Annotated in this window: 18 protein-coding genes; 8 read left to right on the top strand and 10 right to left on the bottom strand. The window is 41.7% G+C overall.

All coding sequences use genetic code 11. The features are described from left to right. Positions 1-58: 58 nt before the first annotated feature. From mutT to nadC, 9 genes are all read right to left on the bottom strand, one after another. Positions 59-445: an 8-oxo-dGTP diphosphatase MutT gene (gene mutT, locus BCU91_RS08725; RefSeq protein WP_102531303.1), complete on the bottom strand. Its 387-nt coding sequence runs from the start codon at positions 443-445 to the stop codon at positions 59-61. Positions 446-474: 29 nt separating this feature from the next. Next, on the bottom strand, positions 475-684 hold the full coding sequence (gene yacG / locus BCU91_RS08720) for a DNA gyrase inhibitor YacG (RefSeq protein WP_102440041.1): 210 nt from the start codon (positions 682-684) through the stop codon (positions 475-477). A gap of 40 nt (positions 685-724) precedes the next feature. Further along, a complete protein-coding gene (gene zapD / locus BCU91_RS08715; RefSeq protein WP_102531302.1) occupies positions 725-1,462 on the bottom strand; it encodes a cell division protein ZapD in 738 nt (245 codons plus the stop codon). Beyond that, complete coding sequence (gene coaE / locus BCU91_RS08710) at positions 1,455-2,072, bottom strand: dephospho-CoA kinase (RefSeq protein ID WP_102531301.1); 618 nt, start codon at positions 2,070-2,072, stop codon at positions 1,455-1,457. Before coaE ends, zapD begins: the two co-directional genes overlap by 8 nt. 31 nt (positions 2,073-2,103) lie before the next feature. Then, a complete protein-coding gene (locus BCU91_RS08705; RefSeq protein WP_102531300.1) occupies positions 2,104-3,030 on the bottom strand; it encodes an A24 family peptidase in 927 nt (308 codons plus the stop codon). A 39-nt stretch (positions 3,031-3,069) separates the two neighbouring features. Beyond that, the gene (locus tag BCU91_RS08700; RefSeq protein ID WP_102531299.1) at positions 3,070-4,332 is read right to left on the bottom strand and encodes a type II secretion system F family protein; all 1,263 of its coding nucleotides are present in this window, start codon (positions 4,330-4,332) and stop codon (positions 3,070-3,072) included. A gap of 72 nt (positions 4,333-4,404) precedes the next feature. Beyond that, positions 4,405-6,117, bottom strand: coding sequence for a type IV-A pilus assembly ATPase PilB (gene pilB, locus BCU91_RS08695; protein ID WP_102531298.1), 1,713 nt, complete (start codon positions 6,115-6,117; stop codon positions 4,405-4,407). 330 nt (positions 6,118-6,447) lie between these two features. Beyond that, positions 6,448-6,876, bottom strand: a complete 429-nt coding sequence (locus tag BCU91_RS20720) for a prepilin-type N-terminal cleavage/methylation domain-containing protein (RefSeq protein WP_198590454.1) — start codon at positions 6,874-6,876, stop codon at positions 6,448-6,450. A gap of 1,090 nt (positions 6,877-7,966) precedes the next feature. Further along, entirely contained in the window at positions 7,967-8,845 is an 879-nt protein-coding gene (gene nadC, locus BCU91_RS08680; RefSeq protein WP_102440033.1) for a carboxylating nicotinate-nucleotide diphosphorylase, read from the bottom strand. A 328-nt stretch (positions 8,846-9,173) separates the two neighbouring features. Here nadC and ampD point away from each other — a divergent pair, with 328 nt between their 5' ends. From ampD to BCU91_RS08640, 8 genes are all read left to right on the top strand, one after another. Beyond that, positions 9,174-9,728 carry a 1,6-anhydro-N-acetylmuramyl-L-alanine amidase AmpD gene (gene ampD / locus BCU91_RS08675; protein ID WP_102531304.1) on the top strand — a complete coding sequence of 185 codons (555 nt, stop codon included), beginning with the start codon at positions 9,174-9,176 and terminating at the stop codon, positions 9,726-9,728. Positions 9,729-9,778: 50 nt separating this feature from the next. After that, a complete protein-coding gene (gene ampE, locus BCU91_RS08670; RefSeq protein WP_102440032.1) occupies positions 9,779-10,630 on the top strand; it encodes a beta-lactamase regulator AmpE in 852 nt (283 codons plus the stop codon). Between the two features lie 360 nt (positions 10,631-10,990). Then, the gene (pdhR, locus tag BCU91_RS08665) at positions 10,991-11,743 is read left to right on the top strand and encodes a pyruvate dehydrogenase complex transcriptional repressor PdhR (protein ID WP_076538482.1); all 753 of its coding nucleotides are present in this window, start codon (positions 10,991-10,993) and stop codon (positions 11,741-11,743) included. 76 nt (positions 11,744-11,819) lie between these two features. Further along, complete coding sequence (gene aceE, locus BCU91_RS08660) at positions 11,820-14,483, top strand: pyruvate dehydrogenase (acetyl-transferring), homodimeric type (RefSeq protein ID WP_102440031.1); 2,664 nt, start codon at positions 11,820-11,822, stop codon at positions 14,481-14,483. Positions 14,484-14,494: 11 nt separating this feature from the next. Beyond that, positions 14,495-16,477 carry a dihydrolipoyllysine-residue acetyltransferase gene (aceF, locus tag BCU91_RS08655; protein WP_102531295.1) on the top strand — a complete coding sequence of 661 codons (1,983 nt, stop codon included), beginning with the start codon at positions 14,495-14,497 and terminating at the stop codon, positions 16,475-16,477. Between the two features lie 158 nt (positions 16,478-16,635). Continuing rightward, complete coding sequence (gene lpdA / locus BCU91_RS08650) at positions 16,636-18,066, top strand: dihydrolipoyl dehydrogenase (protein ID WP_102440029.1); 1,431 nt, start codon at positions 16,636-16,638, stop codon at positions 18,064-18,066. Between the two features lie 194 nt (positions 18,067-18,260). Beyond that, positions 18,261-22,703 (top strand): EAL domain-containing protein, encoded by a 4,443-nt coding sequence (locus BCU91_RS08645; RefSeq protein WP_102531294.1) that lies wholly within the window; start codon positions 18,261-18,263, stop codon positions 22,701-22,703. A gap of 106 nt (positions 22,704-22,809) precedes the next feature. Next, positions 22,810-25,023: a patatin-like phospholipase family protein gene (locus BCU91_RS08640; RefSeq protein ID WP_102440027.1), complete on the top strand. Its 2,214-nt coding sequence runs from the start codon at positions 22,810-22,812 to the stop codon at positions 25,021-25,023. 82 nt (positions 25,024-25,105) lie between these two features. Here BCU91_RS08640 and hxpB read toward each other — a convergent pair whose 3' ends face one another. Beyond that, a complete protein-coding gene (gene hxpB, locus BCU91_RS08635; protein ID WP_102440026.1) occupies positions 25,106-25,768 on the bottom strand; it encodes a hexitol phosphatase HxpB in 663 nt (220 codons plus the stop codon). Between the last annotated feature and the right edge of the window lie 185 nt (positions 25,769-25,953).

The raw sequence follows: 25,953 nt of genomic DNA, 5'->3' as shown, positions 1-25,953 counted from the left end.
ACAGAATCTGTTACACCCTCGCTTTATATACTTTCTAATAGCGATGGAACTGTTGCTGTTACGCGAGTAACCTATTAAGGATGGGGATATTGGCTTCAGGGAAATCAAAACTAGTTAGATTGGTTTTATTAACCCATTCAATTTTTTGGCCTTCAACACCACTGGCAGTGCCTGTAAAGTCTTTCACTAGGTGGATCTGAAGAAGCACTTGCTTATCTGGGTAATCATGTGAAATGACCATAAAAGGCTCAGTTGTATTAACTGTTAGGTTTACTTCTTCTTTTAGCTCTCTAATTAATGCTTGTGAGACCGTTTCATTTACTTCGACCTTACCACCTGGGAATTCCCACTTATCACCTTGGTGCAGGTGTGCGTGCCTCTTAGCTAATAAAACTTGTTGTTGGTCATTGATGATTATGCCGACGGCAACATTGACTCTTTTCATTAGAATGCTCGCTTGAGTGGAGGAGGTGATTAGTGTTTAAAGAAGTCGCCTTCGTCAAAACCTTCAGAATCTAACATTTCATGGTCAAACTCTGGCTTAACGGGAATAGCATGTTTTTCGCTGGCCCAATCGCCGAGGTCGATTAATTTACAACGTTCACTGCAAAATGGTTTGAATTTAGATTCTTGACTCCACTCTACTTGAGTCTGGCAGATTGGGCATTTAACTGAAATAGACATAAGATTCCTCGCTGTAAAATTCTTGGTGATATTAAAGAATTTAGTTGCAAGTAGCCAGTTTGAATTTTACTTTTTTGTCAGTATGTTTTTGGTTGTCAAAATTGACAAAATGAATGGCATAGCGATTTTTGTGACCACTAATTGTGGGGTAACAACCTTCTTTGCTTTTGATTTTTACTCGAACAAGTGTCAGAGGGTGTGGACTGTTTCCTTGCAAGAAACCTTGTTCAGCTTCAGCGCTTCTAAATTCTGCAGTACTTCTTGTTAAATCGAGGAGTATTTTAATGGGTTCTAAAATTGGCAGGTAATGGGCTATCCATGCTTTTAAATCTTGCTGTCTTTCATCCCATGGTTTTGATAACCAGAAATGCAGTTGCGGTAAGTCGAAATTACAACAAGCACCTGGCATACCAAATCGTTGTTTTAGTGCGGTAATAAATCTGTCTTGCTTTAAATGGCAACCTATTCTTTCGTTGGTTTGTAGCGGTGCTTTTGCTTGAATCAGCTGATCAATAATACGTTGGATTTGAATTTTATTAACATGAGGTAAAGCATGCCACTTTTCTAACAAGATAAGTTGTTTGTCGATATCTTTTAAGATGTCAGAACGATAGTCACAGCGATCTGTAAGTTCTGATAATGAAAACAATGGATAAAAACAATGATGCTGATGATCTGATTTTGTGTGTAGCTCGAGCTGTTCAGCTAAATACTCAAGGCGTAAGTAGCTTCTAGTTTTTTCGTTTAATGGTTGCTCATAAATCAGGTCATCATTCATTATTATTATCTTGAGATGCTTTATCTAAATATTGCTGATGTAATAACTGAACAGTGTGACGAAGTGCTTCAGGTGTCTGGGTATTATCAATGATAGCGTCAGCTTTTTGTAATCTTTGCTCTCTATCTAGCTGACTATTAATTATTTGTTCAACTTGGGTTGAATCAACACCATCTCGCTTAGCTGTTCTTGCTATTTGTTGGTGTGGTGGAATATCCACCACTAAAGTTGTATTGACTAACCTATCTAACCCATTCTCAAATAGCAAGGGTACAACCATAATTACATATATTGATTTAGCATCTGCTACTGCCTGAAGCATTTGCTGGCGTATCATGGGATGTAACAGATTATTGAGCCATAATCTCTGTTCGGGCTGATTGAATACCTTTTCACGCAGCGCAGGGCGATTAAGTTCGCCAGTGTCGAGTAATACACTGGCGCCAAAATGCTGCTGTATTTGTTGTAAGCCTGCTGAGCCTTTGGCGACCACTTGCCGGGCAATGATATCGGCATCAACGAGTTCGATGCCTAAATCTGCAAATAAGTTTGCCACGGTGGTTTTACCTGAGCCAATACCACCTGTTAGGCCAACAATGAAGTTACTCATAAATTTCTCACACACAGGAGTTAATAACTGGTTATAGAGTGCTTAGATACCAGTTTATGATGTCTTGTCCCCAGATTAACGCTACCCAGCCAGCAATGGCAATATAAGGTCCAAATGGAATTGGTTTGTCTTTGGCTAACTTTTTAAAAATGATTAGGGTGATACCCACAATAGCACCGACTAATGATGATAGTAAGATGATAAGGGGTAAATACTGCCAGCCAAGCCAAGCGCCAAATACGGCTAATAATTTGAAGTCACCATATCCCATGCCTTCTTTGCCTGTTGCCAGCTTAAATAACCAAAAAACTGACCACAAACTTAAATAGCCTGCCGCAGCGCCAATAATTGCATCGGTAGGGCTGGTAAATACGCCATTGAGGTTAATGATTAAGCCTAACCACAAAATAGGTAGTGTGAGTTGATCTGGCAGCAGCATTTCATCTAAGTCGATACCAGTAAGGGCAACTAGCACAAAGGTTAATATGGAGGCGAATAAAAACTGCCATGTTGGGCCAAAATGCCAAGCTAAGGTGGCAATGAGGGCTCCGGTAATAAATTCAACGATGGGATAGCGGGGGCTAATTGCCGTGTTACAACTGGCGCACTTGCCTTTAAGTAGCAACCAACCTAAAACCGGCAAATTATGCCAAGCCTTAATGTTGTCGTTACATTTGGGGCAGGCAGAATTTGGCACCACTAAATTGTATTTTTTAGGGAAGTGGTCAATGGGCTTAGTGAATCTTTTTTCACCTATCTCTTTTACTATGTCAGGGTGATATTCAGATAAGTAATAATTACATTCAGTTTGCCATTCACGCTTCATCATTACTGGAAAACGATGAATGACAACATTTAAAAAGCTGCCAATAGTGGCAGCAAAAATAAAGCTAATAAGCATGAAGAGCCAAGGATATTGGCTCATGCTCGCGGTAAAGGTATCGATAAATTCGGTCATTTTATTCTTATGTTAATTTTACATTTTTACATGGTGGTATTAACCAACAACATTACCCATCTCAAAAATTGGCAAGTACATACCGACAATTAAACCACCGACGACAGTACCAATAACCACCATCATAATCGGCTCAATCAGGCTTGATAAACCATCAACGGCATCATCAACTTGCATTTCATAGATGTTGGATACTTTATTGAGCATGTCATCTAGGCCGCCAGACTCTTCACCGATCATCACCATTTGAATCAGCATGTCAGGGAATAAACCTGTGGTGCGCATAGCTACATTCATTTGCATGCCCGCCATCACTTCTTGACGTACTTTTAACAAGGCTTTTTTATAAACTGCATTACCAGATGCTCCTGCAGCAGACTCTAAACCATCAATAAGTGGAACACCGGCAGCAAAGGTGGTCGCTAATGTACGTGCAAAACGTGACATTGCTGCTTTATGCAAAATATCACCAATGGCAGGAATTTTTAGTAAGGCTTCATCAACACGGTCGCGAAATGCTTGGGAGTTTCGATGTGTTCGTCTAAACAAAAATATTCCAACAATAATAGCAATGGCAAATATATACCAAGAGCCTTGTAGCCAACGTGAAATATTAATAATTAATTGTGTAAATGCAGGTAGTTCAGCACCAAAACCGTTAAATATGTCTTCAAATTGCGGCACTACAAATAACAGTAATAAAGCTGTTACCGCTATAGCAACTATGACTACAGCAGCAGGGTAAAACATGGCTTTCTTAATTTTTGATTTTAATTGCTCAGCCTTTTCACGGTAGGTAGCAATCCGGTCAAATACCGCGTCCAGTGAACCTGAATGCTCACCCGCTGCGACTAAATCCACATAAAGGTCATCAAAATACTGTCTGTGAGGTCTTAAGGCATCAGATAAAGGAATACCTGATTGAACATCAGTGACAATGGTGCCGAGTAACTCACGTACCTTGGCTTTTTCATGGCCACGACCGAGCAGCTCAATGGTGGTTACTAGTGGCACACCGGCTGCTAGCATGGTCGATATTTGACGGGTGATCATGGCAATATCCATTGCAGTGATCTTTTTCTCAGACTTAAATAAAGAGGCTGACTTTTTTCTGACCCCTTTGGGGGTGACGCCTTGGGCTTTTAAAACACTGCGAATTTCAGCAATACTACTGCCACGTAATTCACCTGAAGTACGTTGACCATCACGATTGACACCTTTCCATTCAAAAGTGAACACCTTAGGTTGGTGCTTGATATCTTTTTTGCTCTTTTGCTTTCTTCTTAGGGTTGCAGTTGCCATCAAGCAAATCCTTTTTGTTTTTATTTGACAATTCTGTTGTTAAGCAATTTTTTATAAAACTGCTTGGTTGCTTTAGTTAAAACTGGTAACACGATTCACTTCGGCAATGCTAGTAATGCCTTGGGTGACTTTAAGTAAGCCAGAGAGTCTTAAATCACGCATACCATTGGCCTTGGCCTGTTTGGCTATTTGCAGTGAGTTACCGCCTTCCATAATGGTTCTGGCAATCTCATCGGTCATTTTCATCACTTCATATATACCCACACGGCCTTTATAACCGCCAGAGCAATGCTCACAGCCGACAGGTTTATAAACCGTAAAGTTAGAACTTATATTTTCGTCAGTAAAGCCTAGGCGTTTTAATTCTGCCTCGGGCACATCTTCAGGTGCTTTGCATTCAGGGCATAGGCGTCTGGCAAGGCGCTGAGCAATAATCAGGTTCACCGAACTGGCAATGTTGTAACCGGGAACGCCCATATTTATTAGGCGAGTTAAGGTTTCGGCAGCTGAGTTAGTATGCAAGGTGGATAACACCAAGTGACCAGTTTGGGCAGCTTTAATGGCAATTTCGGCGGTTTCTAAATCACGGATTTCACCCACCATGACCACATCAGGATCTTGACGTAAAAATGATCGTAAGGCGGAAGCAAAAGTTAAGCCGGCTTTTAAATTAATATGGACTTGGTTAACGCCCTCTAAGTTAATCTCTACCGGATCTTCAGCGGTGGAGATATTACGTTCTTCAGTATTGAGGATATTAAGGCCAGTATATAGGGATACGGTTTTACCAGAACCCGTTGGGCCTGTTACTAATATCATTCCCTGAGGTTTGGCGAGCATTTGCTCATAAAGCTCACGTTGGTCATCGTCATAACCGAGCTTTTCAATGCCTAATTGCGCTGAAGATGAGTCCAAAATACGCATTACAATTTTTTCGCCCCAAATAGTGGGCAGGGTGCTGACACGAAAATCGATTGATTTGGTGCGTGACAGTTTCATTTTAATGCGGCCATCTTGGGGTACGCGGCGCTCGGCAATATCAAGCTTTGACATCACCTTTAAGCGAGCGGATAGCCTGTTAGAAAGATTAACCGGTGGTTCAGATACTTCGTGCAAAATACCGTCGATGCGAAAACGAATGCGATAGCGCTTTTCATAGGGTTCGAAATGCAAATCAGAGGCGCCTTTTCGAATGGCATCGGTAAGGATTTTATTGATGTAAATAACAATCGGCGCATCATCACTGCTTTCTGTTTCTTTTTCTTGGTGCTGTTTATCGGTATCGGTTATTTCGATGTCTGCAAGCGCCTGTTCATCCATGCCGTCTAGGCTTAAGCCAGATATATCATCTTCGAGGATTTTTTCTAAGGCTTTCTGTAATTTATCGTCTTCAACGATAATGGCTTCGGCGTGTAAACCTAAACTAAACTGAAAGTCCTCGAGGGCGGCGATATTGGTGGGATCTGAGGTGGCGATATATAAACGGTTACCGCGTTTAAATAACGGCAGGCAGCGGTGACTGGCTATTAATTTTTTATTAAGTAACTCTTCGGGAATATTGGCTAAATCAAACTCGGCTAAATCTAAGAGTGGTGAGCCATATTCTTCATAGCACAGCTCGGCAATTTCTCGGGCTGATAATAGTTTATCTTTTATTATGCTGGTGACTAGAGGTTGCTTTAGTTTACGTGAATCAGTTACTACGGAAGCCATTTGCGCTTCAGTTAGGAGGTTTTTACGTATGAATAAAGTTGAAAGACCAAGATTAATCGCAGTTGAAGACATAAGTTTACTCATAATTGGGGATTAACAAAAACCAGCAGCAATACATGATGATGAATTTGACAAATTCCAAATTAGTGTACTTGAAGTCGGTGTAGGTGTCAGCATAAACAATGCTATTTATATGTACCAACTTGGGCAGAGTTTAAACGTTTATATTTTTAGAAGCATAGATTTAAATATCATTAATTGAACATTCAATTTACTCACCTTTAAGCTAATAGCACGATAAAAAAATCTATTATTTGTGCCTATTCTTAATCATTGACTCGGTCAATAATGCTTCAGGACAACGAAGCTTTATTGACCGATCTACGATCTAAAATTTTTATACTATTTAACTTTACAAATTTCTGCAGTCACACAGTTACCGCCCCAAGTCCAAGTAACGCCTAGAGTATTAGCATCAATTACTGGTGTTAATGTGAGGACATTTGAAGTTGCACCTAATGAAGCTTCCCCTGTAATTGTTAAAACACCAACTAATACTGCAGCTGTGCTTATATTAGCGTCTTTTTGTAACTCTATTGCAGTTGGGATACCTGAAGTTCCAAGCGCTAAGTTAGCTACAGCAGTAATCTCACCAGTTTGAACTGCCACTTCAACAGAAGTTTTATATGACATAGCTGCATTTACTAAGCCGCTAGATCTTGCTGTACGAGTGTAATCTTGATAAGCAGGCAATGCGATTGCTGCAAGAATACCGATAATCGCGACTACGATCATTAATTCAATAAGAGTAAAACCCTTAGCGTTTTTGATTTGGTTAATGCTTTTCATTTTTTATCTCTCTCTTATGATGCTTTAGTGTTGCGTCGGGTTTGTTGTCATCCTTGAATCTCATAACAGTTAACGGCCCTTAATTGTTATGAGTGGTGTCCTAGTCACCACAACCTGTCGGCATTAATTTACTAGTGTTGTTTACATTACAGTCTACTGGGCAGAACTTAGGGTTTAACTAGCTTGGCCCAATTGACTGTGATAACTGTTAAAAACTACAAAGGGTTTTAAATGAATGATTTCATCAAGAACAATCAAGTCGTTCTTGTAAAACGGATCAGTAAAACCAATATGTCCAACTAAATACCTCGAAAGCAGAATAGGCTAGTCATTAACAAATTGCTATCTAATCTGTAACTAGGGTCAACAAAGTGCTGTAAGGTCAGTTTGTTAACAAAATGTTTGATTTATCATTGTTCTTTTAAAAATCATTTTTCGCTCACTCAATGTTACATTTGTAACATGTTGAAAAGCTGATTATTAAAAGTTAAATCTGATACTTCATTCATCCAAGCTAAACGTTAGTATAAAGTTGCTGGAAATGGAATAGCTTGTGGCGAGTTTTTTAACTAAAAAGATAAAAAGGTTGTTTTAAGCTGCTGTTTGTAATGATTTTGCAGCACATTATTGACACTTTTAGTCGGTTATTTAGTCAATTTGACTTTGGTTGTTGTTTGTCAAAAAAATGACACCATAGAAAATGTAAGGTTATAGCGCTTGATTTATGTAGGTATTTAAGCCCTGGTGGTAAGGTTATTTGAGCTTTTAAGGGAGGTTATTTAAGCCCTTAGGGGGAGATAGTTGTCAAAGGTTAAAGGACAAATGGTTAAAAGGTCAAAGGTGGGCACCAGTTTAATCTTTGTGGCTATTGATTCAAGCTACAGGGCTTATAGTAAGGCTACAATTGTTGTAAGGCTGCCATTGCGCTGTCTATTTAGTCAGCCTTATTTAGCTAAGCTTTTAGTGCGAGCAAAAAAACCAGCTATAAATAGCTGGTTTTGATTGTTATTAGCGATTACTGACTTATCTTGCTATTTAACTGGGCTAATGATTTATCAAGCTCAGCTTAACATTAGTTTTTAAAGCGTAAGGATAAATCCAAGGCTTTAACATGCTTAGTGAGTGCGCCAACTGAGATGTAGTCAACACCGGTTCTGGCAAAGTCTGCAATGGTGTCGATGGTGACATTACCGGATACTTCCAGCTTTGCGCCTTTACCTTGATCTAAATAGCTGGAATTAAGCGCTACTGCTTCTACCATCATGGTGACATCAAAATTATCGAGCATGATGATGTCAGAACCTGCTTCTAACGCTTGGGTTAGCTCGGCGATTGATTCTACTTCCACTTCAACTGGTTTGTCAGCGGCTACTTGTCGGGCTGTTTTTATTGCAAGTTCGATATTGCCGCAAGCCATAATGTGGTTTTCTTTAATTAAGAAGGCATCAAACAAACCAATACGATGGTTTTTACCGCCACCACAAGCTACGGCATATTTTTGCGCGGTGCGCAGGCCGGGAATGGTTTTGCGGGTATCGAGCAGTTTAGTGTGGGTATCAGCTAACTTGTTAACATAAAGCTTAGTGAGACTGGCAACACCAGATAGGGTTTGGATGAAGTTCATCGCGGTGCGTTCACCGGTTAAGATGGCTCTTGCTGGGCCTGATAATTCACATAACACCTGGTTGGGAACCAATAAGTCGCCATCATCCACATGCCAATGCAAGGCTACATCACCGCCGAGCTGATTAAATACTTGTTCTGCCCATGCTTTTCCGCAAAAAACGCCTTCTTCACGGGTGATTAACACCGCTTCAGCATGTTTATCAGCTGGAATAAGTTGCGCGGTAATATCGGCATTAAGCATATCTTGCGGGGTTTGGGCTGGCGTATGGCCTAGGTCTTCATCAAGTGCAGCTTTAACGGCATGACGGATGTCATTTTCAATCATGTGAATGTCCTTGAAATTACAACTAAATTGAGTTGCTTGGGCCAACTCAATGTTTAAAAAATGAGAAACAATATGCCTATTACTTTATCACAGTTGTTAATTTAAAATATAGCAGTCAAACTGTTACTGTGTTGGCTGCTAGGGCAATATTATTTTAAGGTTTTACAGCGACGAGCCTTGGTGCTTTTTTATCTTTTATCTTTTATCGCAGGTATTTGTTGCTTGCTTTTTGGGCACTGATAATGGTGACTTACTGATGGTTCGTTGAAATGCAAACTGCAGCCACGCTGGCATGGTTAATTCATTACTTGAGATTTTATTATTAATTATGGATACACAATTGAAATCAGGCTGGCATCAAGGTGCACGGCTATGCCCATCACCGCATTTTAACCCGCGCCCTAATAATGAGGTTAGCGGCTTAGTTATTCATAATATTAGTTTGCCTGCAGGTTGTTATGGCTTGCCGCACATTGATGGTTTATTTCAGGGCTGTTTAGCGGTGGATGCAGATCCAAGTTTTGCTGATATTGCCGGGCTTGAAGTGTCGGCACACTTTTTAATTCGCCGCGATGGTGAGTTAGTGCAGTATGTTAGCTGTGATGACCGAGCGTGGCATGCTGGGGTTTCGTGTTTTAATGGCCGAGAAGGTTGTAATGATTTTACCATTGGCATTGAAATGGAAGGCACAGATAGCGACCCTTATACCGATGCGCAATATCGCGAATTAGTGCAATTAACCTTGGTGTTGTTTGCGCAATATCCTATGCTTAATCAAGCAAATATCGTCGGACATTGTGATATAGCTCCTGGACGCAAAACCGATCCAGGTGATAGTTTTGATTGGCAAAGATATTTAACTGCATTATCGGCTAAGTCATGATGTTAGTGTTACTTTAACCCAATATTTTTTAGATTGTTTGCAGAGGTCCCATGGCACTATTTTCATTGTTAATTGCAATTATGGTTGAGCGCTTAAAGCTGTTACCCGCACATTGGCAATTTGATGATTTACTTTCTAAATACCAGCAATTATTTTGGAAAGATAAAGCATTAGATTCTGCTGGCTGGGTTGCCTTTGTGGTGCTACTGCCAGCAATGACACTGTTTTTGGTGCTGCTGTTACTAGATGGTGTTTTTTTCGATGTGATCACCTTATTGATCTGGATGCTGGTTTCGATTGTGTGCTTTAGCCACCAAAGTTTACGGGCGGCATTTAAAAAATATATGCTGGCGGCTTGTCGCGGCGATGTTCAAGCCTGTTATCACCATGCAGAAAAGCTCGATTGCAGTGAATGTTTAGATGCGGTTGATGAAAAAGACTTAGGTCAGCAGATTGGTAAAACCGTGGCTTGGGTTAATTATCGCTATTATGGCGCGGTGGCATTATATCTGATTTGTTTTGGCCCTGTTGGCGCAGTGCTTTATTGTTCGGTGCGTTTTTATCAGCAATACAATCAGCAGCAGCAATTGGATATGCCATTTATTGATCAATTATTATTTTTATTCGATTGGTTACCGAGCCGAGTATTTAGCTTTGGGTTTGTATTAAGTGGTCACTTTGCTGCAGGTATTTCACAGTGGCGGAAGCAGGTTTTTAACCCTAATAATAGCGCCAAAAATATTGTTACCTATACCGCTTTAGCCGCTGAAGTGATGCCTGAGCAAAGCGATGCCCCTGTTTGCGCACAGCCCACATTGGCACTGCTTGCATTGAGCAAAAGAAACTTTATTTTACTGGTTACGGTATTATCGGTGCTGACTATATTTGGTTTGGTTAGCTAATAAGTTTTAATTGCGGTGATGGGCGGCCTGAGCCGCCGAAATAATGATCATAAGTTAAAACAGTGTTTTTATAAATTGTGCTGTGTAAAACGGATTTTTATAGCTACAATCTAAGCTTAAAATGAGTTTGTTATAGCGATAATAAGGCAATCAATGCTTTAGTGCGATAACACCGAGATGGTCAAACCTCTTAGACGTTTTTTTTCGTTATGCTCTTGCTCAAAGTGCGTAGCGATGTTTGAAACCTTCAATTAACACCCATTCAACGCTCGTCTAACTAGACATCAATTGTTTGATTTGATAAAGTGCGCTATATCATATAAATTGGTAAGACCAATTGACAACGGAGCCGAGCCCCAAATGGCTTATAGCAAAATAACTCAGCCTAAAATTTCAGATGTGATCATGGAGCAATTAGAGCGCATGATCCTCGAAGGAAGTTTACAGCCTGGGCAAAAATTACCGCCTGAGCGCGAGCTTGCTTTGCAATTTGAAGTGTCACGCCCTTCATTACGTGAAGCGATTCAAAAGTTAGAAGCCAAAGGCTTACTAATGCGCCGCCAAGGTGGCGGAACCTACGTTAAAGAACAACTTTGGCAAAGTCTTGCCGATCCTATCGTTGAATTAATGCATAACGACTCAGAAAGTCAGTACGACTTACTGGAGTTTCGTCATGCCACTGAAGGCATGATGGCTTATTTTGCTGCGCTGCGTGGTAATGATGCCGATATGCAAAGCATTAAACGTTCAATTAACGAAGTTGAAGCGGCTGTTGATGTAGAAGCGCAGGCTGATGCCATTGTGCGTTTTTACCGTGCGGTAGCCGAAGCGTCACACAATGTGGCGATGTTACACCTTGTACTCAGTTTAACCCCTGTGCTGCACAAAAACGTGGCACAAAATTTAGAGCTTTTAAGCCGTCGCGAAGAAGCATCTACCATGGCGAATGAACATAGGCGAGCACTGCTTGCTGCCATTATTCGTCGTGATCCTGAAGCGGCACGTGAAGCCTCGAACGAACATTTAAGTTATATCGAGGAAGTCATGTTGTCAGTGAGGGAAGAAGACAGTCGGTTACAGCGTAGCTTGCGCCGCTTAAAAAGTGGTGTTTGATACCGATTTATAATCAAACGCATTATAAATTTACCGAAACACATTAATTATCTGTATCTAGAGAAAGGACAGCGACATGTCTGAAGGTATTCTACAAGACTTAGATCCATTAGAAACTCAAGAATGGGTAGATTCACTGCAAGCCGTATTAGAGCAAGAAGGCCCTGAACGTGCACATTATCTACTTGAACAATTAATCGATAAAGCGCGCCGCAATGGTACACATTTACCATATAAAGCGACCACTGCTTATTTGAATACGATTCCATCTGGTCAAGAGCCACATATGCCTGGTAATCAGGAAATGGAACGCCGCATTCGTGCTATCGTTCGTTGGAATGCACTTGCAATGGTATTACGTGGTTCTAAGAAAGATTTAGAGCTAGGTGGTCACATTTCAAGTTTTGCTTCTAGTGCGACTATTTATGATGTGTGTTTTAACCACTTCTTCCGCGCTCCAAATGAAAAAGACGGCGGCGATTTAGTTTATTATCAAGGGCATATTGCACCGGGTATTTATTCTCGCTCTTTCCTTGAAGGCCGCATCACTGAAGACCAAATGAACAATTTCCGTCAAGAAGTTGATGGTAAAGGTTTGTCTTCATACCCGCATCCCAAGTTAATGCCTGATTACTGGCAGTTCCCGACAGTATCTATGGGCTTAGGTCCTATTCAAGCGATTTATCAAGCACGTTTCCTTAAGTATTTGACTGACCGTGGTATTAAAGATTGCTCTGAGCAAACGGTTTACTGTTTCTTAGGTGATGGTGAGTGTGATGAGCCTGAAACATTAGGTGCTATCGGTCTTGCTGCCCGTGAAGAATTAGATAATTTATGTTTTATTGTTAACTGTAACCTACAGCGTCTTGATGGCCCTGTTCGTGGTAACGGTAAAATTATTCAAGAACTTGAAGGCGAGTTCCGCGGCGCAGGATGGGAAGCAGTTAAAGTGATTTGGGGTCGCTACTGGGATCCATTACTTGCCCGTGATACTAGCGGCAAGTTATTACAGTTAATGGAAGAAACCGTAGATGGTGAGTACCAGAACTGTAAAGCTAAAGGTGGCGCGTACACTCGTGAGCATTTCTTTGGCAAATACCCTGAAACCGCTGAAATGGTGGCTAACATGTCAGATGATGACATTTGGCGTTTAAACCGTGGTGGCCATGATCCAGTTAAGATTTATGCTGCGCTGCAACATGCTAAAAACACCAAAGGCCGTCCTACAGTAATCCTTGCTAAAACAGTTAAAGGTTACGGAATGGGCGATGCGGGCGAAGGTAAAAATATTGCCCACAACGTGAAGAAAATGGGCATTGAATCGCTTAAATACTTCCGTGATCGTTTTAATATCCCGATTAGCGATGATCAGTTAGAAGATATTCCTTACTATCATCCTGGTGCTGATTCTGAAGAAGTTAAATACTTAAAAGAGCGCCGTGCTGCCCTTCATGGTGCTATGCCAAAGCGTCTTGAAAAGTTCTCTAAAGATATTGAAGTGCCGCCATTAAAGATCTTTGATTCAGTACTTAAAGGCTCAAATGGTCGTGAAATCTCAAGCACTATGTCATTTGTGCGTATTTTAACGGCATTGCTTAAAGACAAGAAAATCGGCAAGCAAATCGTACCGATCATTCCTGATGAAGCGCGTACCTTTGGTATGGAAGGTTTATTCCGTCAAGTGGGTATTTACGCTCATGAAGGGCAAAAATACGAGCCACAAGATTCTGATCAAGTTGCTTACTACCGTGAAGATAAAACCGGTCAAGTATTGCAAGAAGGGATTAACGAGTTAGGTGCAATGTCATCTTGGGTTGCTGCGGCAACCAGTTACTCAGTTAACGATACCCCAATGATCCCGTTCTACATCTACTACTCAATGTTTGGTTTCCAACGTATTGGTGACATGGCATGGGCTGCTGGTGATATGCGTGCTCGCGGCTTTATGGTCGGTGGTACTTCAGGTCGCACAACCCTAAACGGTGAAGGCTTGCAGCATCAAGATGGTCATAGCCATGTATTAGCTAACACGATTCCTAACTGTATTTCTTATGACCCGACTTATGGTTATGAAATCGCAGTGATTGTACAAGACGGTATTCGCCGCATGTATGGCGAGCAAGAAGACGTGTTCTACTACTTGACTACCATGAACGAAAACTATGAGCAGCTTGCGATGCCAGAAGGCAGCGAAGAAGGTATCGTTAAAGGTATTTATAAGCTTGAAACTCTTAAAGGTTCAGGTAAAGGCTCTGTACAGTTAATGGGTAGCGGCACGATTTTAGAGCAAGTACGCAAAGCGGCTGTGGCATTATCGAAAGACTTCGGTATTACTGCTGACGTTTACAGCGTGACTAGCTTCAATGAGCTAACCCGTGATGGTCAGGCTGCAGAGCGTTACAACATGCTGCACCCAACTGAAACGCCTAAAGTGCCTTATATTTCTGAAGTGTTATCAAGTGATGCGCCAGCTATTGTAGCAACGGATTACATGAAGATTTATGGTGAGCAATTACGTGCTTACATTCCAACTGATTATAAAGTACTAGGTACTGACGGCTTTGGCCGCAGTGATAGCCGTGAAAACTTACGTCACCATTTTGAAGTTGACGCTAAGTTCATTGTCATCGCGTCATTAAAAGCCCTTGTTGACCGTAAAGAGTTACCTGTAGAAGTGCTAACGAAAGCTATCACTGAATACGGTATCGACGTTGATAAGATCAATCCACAGTTCGCATAGGGAGAAACAAAATGGCTGAATTAAAAGAAGTTTTGGTTCCTAACCTTGATACTGATGCTGTGCAGGTTATTGAGATCTGTGCTGAGATTGGTGAAGTGCTTGAAAAAGAAGCATCAATCATCACAGTTGAAACGGATAAAGCGACTATGGATATTCCAGCACCCTTTGCTGGGAAATTAGTTGAGCTGAAAGTGGCTGTGGGCGATAGCGTTTCTGAAGGCTCGCTAATTGCGGTACTTTCTGTAGAAGCGGCTGGCGATGCGCCAGCGCCTGAAGCTGAAGTGGCTGCACCGGTAGCGGCGCCTGTTCAAGCCGCTGCTGCTCAAACCGCGGCTCCAGTAGCAGAAGCGCCAGCAACCGTTGCGGGTGGCACTGAAGTTATTGAAGTGCATGTGCCTGATATTGGTGATGCTGATAATGTTGATATTATCGAAGTGTTAGTGAGTGTGGGTGAAACCATTGAAGCTGACACAGGGCTTATTACCTTAGAAACTGATAAAGCAACCATGGAAGTGCCTGCGCCAACCGCAGGTGTGGTGAAAGAACTTAAAGTGAACGTTGGCGACAAGGTTTCACAAGGCTCTTTAGTGCTGATGCTTGAAGTAGGGACTAGTGCTAGTGCGCCTGTTGCTGAAGCAGTATCAGCGCCTGCAGCAAGCTCTGCTCCTGCAACATCGGTTGTTGAAGTTAAAGAAGTTGCAGTACCAGATATTGGTGATGCCTCTGATGTAGATGTGATTGAAGTGTTAGTTGCTGTTGGCGATATGCTTGACGTGGATACAGGTTTAATTACCTTAGAAACCGATAAAGCCACCATGGAAGTACCAGCGCCATTTGCCGGAAAACTGGTTGGTTTAACGGTTAATGTTGGCGATAAAGTATCTCAAGGTAGCATTATTGCTACGGTTGAGACGCAATCAACCGTACCAGCGGCTCCATTGCAAGCCGCTCCGGCAGCTAGTGCTCCTGCAGTTACTGCAGCAACACCAGCACCAGTTACCGCTGCGCCAGCAAGTAAGCCGCCTGTGCCGCATCATCCAAGTGCTGGTAGCCAACCTAAAACCGGTGCTGTACATGCATCACCTGCAGTTCGCCGCTTAGCGCGCGAATTTGGCGCTGATTTAACCCAAGTGAAAGGCTCTGGCCGTAAAGGACGTATTCTGAAAGAAGACGTTCAAGCCTTCATTAAATATGAACTTAGCCGACCTAAAGCGAGTGCTGCCACAGCGGTTGCTGGTGGCGCGGGTGGTTTGAATGTGATTGCAGCGCCTAAAGTTGATTTCAGTAAGTTTGGTGAAGTGGAAGAAGTGCCATTAAGCCGTATCCAGAAAATTTCTGGACCTAACTTGCATCGTAACTGGGTGACAATTCCACATGTGACCCAATTTGATGAAGCTGATATCACTGAATTAGAAGCATTCCGTAAACAACAAAATACACTTGCAGCTAAGAAGAAAGCGGATTACAAAATTACTCCGTTAGTATTTATGATGAAAGCCGTGGCGAAAACACTGGCTGAATTCCCTGTATTTAACTCAAGTTTAAGCCCTGATGGCGAGTCGTTAATCCAGAAGAAATATTTCCATATTGGTGTAGCGGTTGATACGCCAAACGGATTAATGGTGCCAGTGGTTCGTGATGTCGATAAGAAAGGCATTGTAGAGCTTTCTCGTGAGTTAACGGATATTTCAATTCGTGCCCGTGATGGCAAGCTGAAGTCAGCAGACATGCAAGGTAGCTGTTTTACTATCTCTAGTTTAGGTGGCATTGGTGGTACAGCATTTACCCCAATCGTTAACTATCCTGATGTGGCTATTCTTGGGGTATCAAAATCAGAAATGAAGCCGAAGTGGAATGGCACTGATTTTGAACCTAAGTTGATGTTGCCACTATCGTTATCATACGACCACCGTGTGATTGATGGGGCAATGGCTGCCAGATTTAGCGTGACATTATCAAGCATTCTTAGCGATATTCGTACGCTAATTTTGTAAACAAAAAGGCTGCTCATATTGAGCGGCCTTTTTATTCTTATCACTAGGATTGTGATCAGTATCAAACAAAGGGTAAAATGCGGCCACCTTACAAGATTTGACCACATTTTGCAGTTTGGACGGTTTTTCCGCCAACGATAGATAAAATAGAGGAAAACATGAGTAACGAAATCAAAACTCAGGTAGTAGTACTAGGTGCCGGCCCAGCAGGTTATTCAGCAGCTTTCCGCGCTGCAGATTTAGGTCTAGAGACTGTGATTGTAGAACGTTTTAGCACCCTTGGTGGTGTATGTTTGAACGTGGGTTGTATCCCATCAAAAGCACTTTTACACGTCTCTAAAGTCATTGAAGAAGCTAAAGCCGTTGCCGATCACGGTGTTGTTTTTGGTGAGCCTAAAATTGATTTAGACAAGTTACGCGGCTTTAAAGAAAAAGTAGTAGGTCAACTGACTGGCGGTTTAGGCGGAATGTCTAAAATGCGTAAAGTTGATGTGGTAAATGGTTTAGGTAAATTCACTAGCCCAAATACAATGGAAGTGACAGCTGAAGATGGCACTGTAACAGTGGTTAACTTTGACAATGCCATTATTGCAGCGGGTTCTCGTCCAATTAAACTGCCATTTATCCCACATGAAGACCCACGTATTTGGGATTCAACTGATGCTTTAGAACTGAAAGAAGTTCCTGAAAAGTTATTAGTGATGGGCGGCGGTATTATCGGCCTAGAAATGGGTACGGTTTACTCGTCTTTAGGTAGCCAAATTGACGTAGTTGAAATGTTCGACCAAGTTATTCCTGCTGCTGATAAAGATATCGTTCGAATTTATACTAAAAAGATTAAGAAGAAGTTTAACTTAATCTTAGAAACCAAAGTAACTGCAGTTGAAGCGAAAGAAGACGGCATTTATGTTTCTATGGAAGGTAAGAAAGCCCCATCTGAGCCAGTTCGTTACGACGCAGTATTAGTTGCTATTGGTCGTACACCAAACGGAAAAGGCCTAGACGCTGAAAAAGCTGGCGTAAATGTAGATGAGCGTGGCTTTATCAATGTTGATAAGCAAATGCGTACTAACGTACCTAATATCTTCGCTATCGGTGATATCGTTGGCCAACCAATGCTTGCGCACAAAGGTGTGCATGAAGGTCATGTTGCTGCTGAAGTTATTTCTGGTCTTAAGCACTTCTTTGACCCTAAAGTTATTCCTTCAATTGCATACACAGACCCTGAAGTCGCGTGGGTTGGTCTTACTGAGAAAGAAGCCAAAGAGCAGGGCGTAGCCTATGAAACTGCATCATTCCCATGGGCTGCAAGTGGCCGCGCAATTGCTTCTGATGCAAGTGACGGTATGACCAAGCTCATCTTCGATAAAGAAACTCATCGCGTTATCGGTGGTGCTATCGTTGGTGTTAATGGCGGTGAATTACTTGGCGAAATCGGCCTAGCAATTGAAATGGGTTGTGATGCTGAAGATTTAGCCTTAACCATCCATGCTCACCCAACGTTACATGAATCTGTAGGTCTTGCGGCTGAAGTTTATGAAGGTTCAATTACTGATTTGCCAAACCCGAAGGCAAAAAAGAAAAAGTAACATGTAGCTATTTGTAGCAATTTGTATCAAAGCACCTTTCGAGGTGCTTTTTTTTGCTCTAAATTTACTTTTAGGTGATATATTCAAATATTGTATTAAATTTAATTGTTTTTGTTGTTGCAGGCATAAAGCCATATAGGTTCACATAGAAGCGCTTAGCATAATAAAATCAATAAAAGAGTAACCCAGTCATAATGATAAAAGGAATTAAATCGTTTCTCACCTTGGTCGTTCTTACCCTTAGTTGCAGCTTTCCAAGCGTGGCTGACGATCTTGTCCAACGTTTATTTAATATCAAAGATGGCCTGGTTAATTACACTATCAATGACATTGCATTTGATGATTATGGCTATGTTTGGCTGGCAACTGAGCAGGGAGTATTTCGTGTTAGCGATACTGTTACCCGCCGCATTGATCAACCTGATAGTGATAATGCATTAGCTGCAGAAAACATTCATCTTATCGCTAAGGTGACTTCTCAGCGCCTTCTAGTCGCTTCTGGCACATCGCTTTACCTCTACGATATTAAACTCAATCGTTTTTCAGATGACATTATTGCCGGCCTCATAACTAGTGATGATTCTATTGTTGACGAAACACGTCTAGATAATGGTAACTTAATTCTGCTTACCCGTTTAGGTCAGGTGCTTGAGTTTGATGTGAATTCATTGTCAATCTCAGCGCTAACAGCCCAAGAATTGGATAAGACATTGCAATGGAATAGTGTTAATCAGCTAAGTGATGGCCGCTATATTTACTCATCCGCCTATGAAGTTGTGATAAAAAATGCCTGGGGCGAATTGATAAAACAAGTTAAGCGACCTATAGATAATATGTTGATTAAAAAGCTATTTGTAGATGCTGAACAGCGTATTTGGATCTTAAGTAACAAAGGCTTATATGAGCTAACCCTTCAAAGCTATCGGATGACTGCTACCACTGCGCTTCCTTTTGATATTCGTGGCGCGGTTGAAGGTAGTCGTGGTCATTTGTGGCTTAATACCAGAAGTGGGCTATTTTCATGGGATAAGCAATCATCGAAGGCAATTTCATATAAAGAGGAATTAAAAAATGATGCTGACGTTGATTATATCGACGATATGGCTGTTGATGACGATGGTTTAATTTGGCTTGGCGGCGCAGGCGAAGGTTTAGCGTTACTGGCAATAGCTCCTGAATTTTTATTGGAAAGTTACACTCATTCATCAACTTATCAAATTGAAGATGACATGATTTGGAGTATTTATGCCGAGCAAGATAAAGTTTGGCTCGGCGGTGATGGTGGCTTGACCATTGTTGATAAATCAACCAAGACTTCAAAATATCTTATCCCTGCAGGCTTTGAAGCGAGAGATTCAATTTACGGCGTTAATGAGCTTGATAATCAGCATATTGTGGTAACAACAACCAGTGGACTGTTTGTCATTAATAAACAAACTGATCAGCAAGTTGATTTTAGCCATTTTGCTGCATCAAGTGACTCGCTAAAAGGTAAATTGTTATTTAACTCCTATGCAGACCCACTGTTTAGCGGCAGGGTTTGGTGGGGAGCAGATAATGATGTTTATTATTGGCAGCCAGGGTTAGACAATATCGTCACTGTGTCACCGACAGAGCATATTCTTCTATCCCACTCAGTGAACATTCGAAGTTTTTTCCGTGAAAATCATGATCGTCTGTGGATCGGTGGCGCAGGTCTATTTGGCTATATAGATAGCAATAATAATGTCACTTCATTAAACGCAGCGTTAGGCATTAACCACAAGGATATTATGATTACTAATATCCACCAAGTTGATAATACAACCCTGTGGTTAGGGACTCGCCAAAATGGGGTCATTGTTTTTGACACCCAAACCCATGAGATTTCATCCATGAGTGACTATTGGCATGTTGATTGCCCGACGATTTACTTTATCGAGCAAACTGAAAAAGATCATTTGGTTGGCTGCAGCTCTTCGGTCATTAGACAAAATAAACAGACAAAAGCCATTGATGTATTTTTTACTAGCGATGGATTTATTGGTAATGAGTTTAATGAGTCAGCAGCTTATTATGACCCTAATGCAGGCTTATATATTGGCGGCCCTAATGGGGCGATGTTAGTTGATATTGATAAGCTTGCACCTCGAGTAAGTAATGATGATATCGCCCTTGAGTCCATTGCGATTTACTATGAGGACAATACAGAGTATCACTTGATACCTGAATCCTTTAACTTAGTGCGCCCTGGGGCTAACTTAATCAGTTTTCAAATAACCACTTTCGACTACGTGAATGAAACGCCAATCAGCTTAAAGTACCGTTTGCTTCATGAGCATAATAGCTTAGATAGCCAGTATATTTATCTGCAAGGCCAAACTCAGATTAATATTGCTGACTTAAAAGCGGGTGAATATACCCTAGAGCTATTGCATAAACAGCATGGGGTGTGGGCAAGCAGTCCGTTTCAATTTAGTTTTAAGGTTGAACAATTTTGGTGGGCGTCACAGTGGTTTAAAGCCTTAGTGCTTTTTGCCATTCTTTTTGGGGTATTTACCTCTTTATGGCTTCGTAAAAAACAAATAAACCGTGTTATTGGTATTAATCAGGCATTAAGGGAAAGTGAAGACAAATTACGTCAATCACTGCGCGGTAGCGATTCAGATTTATGGGAGTGGCAAGCTAGCACTAACCAAATCCAATTTGATAATAAATCGGGTCTGTTGGGTGAGAGAAGAAAGTTATCTTATCTCGTGCCTGATATACCGATTGTTGCCGCCGATAAAGATAACCTCCAGCAGCAATGGCGAGCTTTGTTAAAGGGCGATAAAGAAACCATTGATGTAGAATTTAGGTATCACCGTGGTGAAGAGGCTATTGGTTGGCTGCGCATCAGAGGCCGCGCAGTTACCCGCAATCAGACTACAGGGCAATTAGAGCAAGTTGCCGGTATTTATACTGAGGTGTCTGAGCAACGTGAGCTTCAAAATGAAATTGATTTGTTTGCCAAGGCATTTGAAAACACCTCAGAAGGCATGTTAATTCTTGATAGTCGCAAGCGGGTGAAATTACTAAATACCGCAGCTGCAACTATCTTTACCAGCAAGCATGAAGCACTTGATGGAAGGGGGTTTGAGTCATTATTGTATGTGGATCATGGCTCCAAAAATATCGATGATTTATTGCAAAATAGCCGCTCATGGAATGGCGAGTTAAGCTTTAAACGGGGGAATAATGAACATTTTCCTGTTTGGGCTAATATCTCTAAAATGTCTGATAAGCGCGATATCTCACAGCACTATGTGGTGGTGTTTTCAGATATTACCCAGCGAAAACAATACGAGTCTAATTTACGGCACTTAGCCAATAATGACGTGCTTACAGGCCTTGCTAATCGAGCGATGTTTACTCGTCAGTTACAACAGATTATTGAGCAAGCTAGCCACACTAATGAAAAGTTAGCATTATTGTTTTTGGATTTAGATCGCTTTAAGCACGTCAATGACTCTTATGGTCATAGCATGGGGGATGCTTTACTCGTTGAAGCGGCTAAACGCTTAAAAAATAGTGTTGGTGATGATCATCTGGTTTGCCGTTTTGGTGGTGATGAGTTTGTCATATTGGTTCGAAATGCTGATTCTATTGATCAGATAAATTTGATTGCTGAGCAAATTTTACAAAGGTTTGCTACGCCGTTTAAATTATTTGGCCGTGAGTTTTTTGTTTCAACCAGTATTGGTATCAGCATGTGGCCTGAAGATAGCCAAGATTCTGAAACCTTAATTAAAAATGCTGATTTAGCCATGTATCACGCCAAAGAAGAAGGCCGAGGTAACTTTCAATATTACTCTGCTGAGCGCAATGCTGAAGCGCAATATCATTTGAAAATTGAAGCTGACTTACGTAGCGGCATCGAAAATAACGACTTTGAGCTTTATTACCAACCTCAGGTAGACATACTCCAAGGTGATAAATTTGTAGGGATGGAAGCGCTGCTCCGCTGGCGTCACCCTATCGAGGGCTTTATTCGGCCAGATATCTTTATCAAGGTGGCTGAATCTTGTGGATTAATTATTGATATAGATCGCTGGGTGCTGCGCCAAGCCTGTATCGATGGTGCAAGATGGCATGCCCTTTACGACCAGCCTTTTCAGCTGTCAGTCAATGTGTCTGCAGTGCAGTTTAGACAAGTTGATTTTATTGAGAATTTAAAAGCGACCTTAGCCGATACTGGTATGCCGGCAAAGTGCCTTGCTATGGAAATTACCGAAGGGGTGTTGATGAAAGAGCTGCAGGTGGCAAGATCGCATTTAACCCAGCTTAAGCAGCTTGGTATTGAGGTGGCCATCGATGATTTTGGCACCGGTTATTCATCACTGGCGTATTTAAGAAGCTTTGAGGTGAATACCTTAAAAATCGATCGCTCCTTCTTAATTGATATTGCTACTAATGAAGCTGATCAAGCCATTGTGAGCAGTATTATTGAACTGGCAAGAAACCTAAAATTACAGGTGGTCGCAGAAGGGATAGAGTCTCACGCACAAATGGAGCAAGTTTTTAGCCGAGGTTGTTATATCATCCAAGGGTATTTCTTTGCCAAACCTATGCCAAAGGCTGAGCTGGATAAGTTTATCGGGATTGGGAAAAAGCTGTAAAAAGCGAAGTTCGCATGGTTAACAGTAAGTTATAAAGGTTTTATTCATGTGAGTTTTCTCTGTTAGAATGACGCGGTAGATCATGATTAAAGATAGGATGCTTTATATGGGCCGTAAGATTGCACTGCTGTTACTACTCAGTTTATTTTCACACAACTTAATGGCTAAAGAACGCCAGTCAGTGGGATTAGTATTAAGTGGTGGCGGCGCAAAAGGCGCGGCGCATATTGGGGTGCTTAAGGTGTTAGAGCAGCATCGCATTCCGGTTGATTATATTACTGGTACCAGTATCGGCTCCTACGTCGGCGGCATGTATGCCTTAGGTTATAGCGCCGCAGAAATCGAACACATTATGCTTAACTCCCCTTGGGCTGATGGCTACTCAGATACCATTCCTCGAGAAGTACTTACTTACCGCGATAAACAACACCGCGACAAATTTAATATCCCCATTAACGTAGGTTATAAAGATGGCGGCTTAGCCGTCCCCAGTGGCTTATTACTTGGCCAAACCATGTCGCAACTATTACGTTCATCAACTGATGTGGTAGAGCAATTTGGCGATTTTGATGATCTAGCTATTCCTTATCGCGCTGTGGCAACTGATCTAGTTACTAGTCATGCAGTGGTATTAGCTCAAGGCAGTATCGTTAAAGCCATGCAAGCCTCTGCAACGGTACCCGGGGCATTACAACCGGCTGAAATAGACGGCAAGCTACTGGTTGATGGTGGCATCTCAAATAACATGCCTGTCGATGTCATTAAAGCCATGGGCGCAGATGTGGTCATTGCCATTGATATTGGCTCACCATTGGCCAGCAAAGAGCAACTTAATGGCACGATTGCGGTGTTGGAGCAGCTTTCAACCATTTTGACCAAAGCCACCACAGAGCATCAAAAAACATTATTAACCGATGATGATGTGCTGATCCGTCCTGCGATTGATGACATGAGCACCACTGACTTTGATATCATGCCTGACGCATTAGCTGCCGGCACAGTGGCGGGCGAAGCAGCGCTGCCAATGTTGACACATTTAAGTGTCAGCGCTGAAGAATATCAGGCCTATCAAGACAATAAACAACGCGCCAAATTACTACTAGTTAATCAAGTTAACCGCCCAGTGATTAAGATTGTATTTGATAATCAATCTAGAGTGAGTGAAAGCCTGTTAGATGAAGAGTTAGCTCTTAAAAAAGGCACAGTGATCACCAAAGAAGCCTTAGACGAGGGCATAAAACGGCTTTATTCCCTTAATAAGTTTCAGCGTGTTGATGCCGAGTTTGAAGACACAGAAGCTGGACGCATATTAACAGTGACCACCCATGCCAAATCCTGGGGACCAAATTATTTTGACGCCGGTTTTAACTGGGAAGATGACTTTACCTTAGATTCAGCCATTACCCTTAGTCTGGCTTATACCATGGGTGAGCTGACTGATAATGGCGGTGAGTGGCGTAACGAAGTTCAGTTAGGTTACGACAAGCGAGTTAGCTCAGAATTTTATCAGCCATTAGACAGAGACCAAGACTTCTACATTCGTTCTAAATACGAATTTGAGATCAAAAACTGGGATTATTATGATGATAACAACCGAGTCTTTGAGCTTAAAAACACCCTAAATCAATTGGCATTTGGAGTGGGTTATAACTATTCCCACGCTGGATTAATTGAGATTGGCGCAGTGGGTGAAATAGGTGATTTAAGTAATAAAGCCGTTTCTGCCCAAGATCTTGAATATGGCTCTTATGGCGGCTATTTTTCCTTTAGTTTTGACACCTTAAATAGCATTAGTTTCCCTACAGAAGGGCAGCGGTTAACGTTTACGGCCTCGGTAAGAAATGAAGATTATAAAGGCGCGGTTATTAATGACTCTGATGAACTATCTTGGCAGTTTGAAGCGGATTGGAAAGGGGCGCTTAAGCTAGGTAACCATGCCATTGTAGGTAAAGTCGCTTTAGCCACCGTTGATGTGGACCGTGATTTTACTTTACATGTTGCAGAGCTCGGTGGCTTTTTAAATCTGTCAGGTTTTCATAAAGGCGCATTGGCAGGTGCCCATAAAGCCTTTGGCGCCTTGATTTATCAATATGATTTAGGCCGAGATGTGTTACTCAGTGATGTGCCGTTATACATAGGTACTAGCTTTGAAGCGGGTAATGTGTGGACTAATCGTGATGCAGTGGACTTTGATGACCTTATCTATGCAGGTAGCTTATATTTAGGCACTGATACCAGCTGGGGTCCTGCCGCACTTGGCTTTGGTTTGACAGATACTGGCGAGCAATCGTTTTACTTATTTTTAGGTAAAAACTTTTAATTGTTCAGTTTGAATATAAAAAGCTGCCGTATCTTTAGATAAGGCAGCTTTTTTTATGGCAGATGTTAGCAAGACACTACTACTAGATATTTTCAATCAATGATTTAAGCTGACCTAAATGTGCTAGCTGGTGGTGAGCCACTTGCCAGCGAGACTGACCGGCGAATTCAGTCGCAGGGATTGCCACCGTTTGCATGCTTGCCGCTCTTGCTGCGATCAGGCCATTAAATGAGTCTTCAATAGCTAAGCACGTTGCAGGCTCAACGCCTAAGGCCGTGGCACAATTTACATAAACCTCAGGGTGGGGTTTGCCATATTGCAGCTTTTCGGCAGAGGCTATGGCCTCAAAATAATCCCTAATAGCCAGTTTATTCATTACTGCAGCAATTAAGTCACTGGACGATGAGGTAGCTAAGCCAATTTTTAGCCCTTGCTGCTGACAAGCTTGTAATGCTGCCACTACCCCCTGCATCGGCTTGCCTTCAGTTTCAATAAAGTGAATAACCCCATCAATAATTTGTTGGGAAACCGCTTGATTATCATACTCAGGCCAAGGGTATTTTTGATACCAATAGTGGACCAGAAGATCAATTCTCATGCCGGTGGTTTTTTCGGCATCAGCAAGAGTGATAGGCACACCCAATTGACTTAATACTGCCACCTCGACTCGTTGCCAAGCGGGCTCGGTATCAATAATGACCCCATCCATATCAAAAATAACCGCGTTAATTTTTATCAATGTCATAATAGTCCTGTTTACTGTTTTGAATATCTAAGCAATAAGGTTGAATAAGTATGTTGGTGGGTGCAAGTGATTAATATTAGCCAAATAACTATGCCTAACAGTCAAAATAATTGCAAAAAAATAGCGACAATTTGCTGAAGTAGACTCGGTTAAGTTTAAATTGTATGTATTACTTAATATATTGC

Source organism: Shewanella sp. 10N.286.52.B9, from assembly GCF_002873635.1.
In the GTDB taxonomy this organism is placed as follows: Bacteria; Pseudomonadota; Gammaproteobacteria; order Enterobacterales; family Shewanellaceae; genus Shewanella.
The sequence above is the reverse complement of the archived record's forward strand: the minus strand, read 5'-3'. Positions and strand labels throughout refer to the sequence as shown.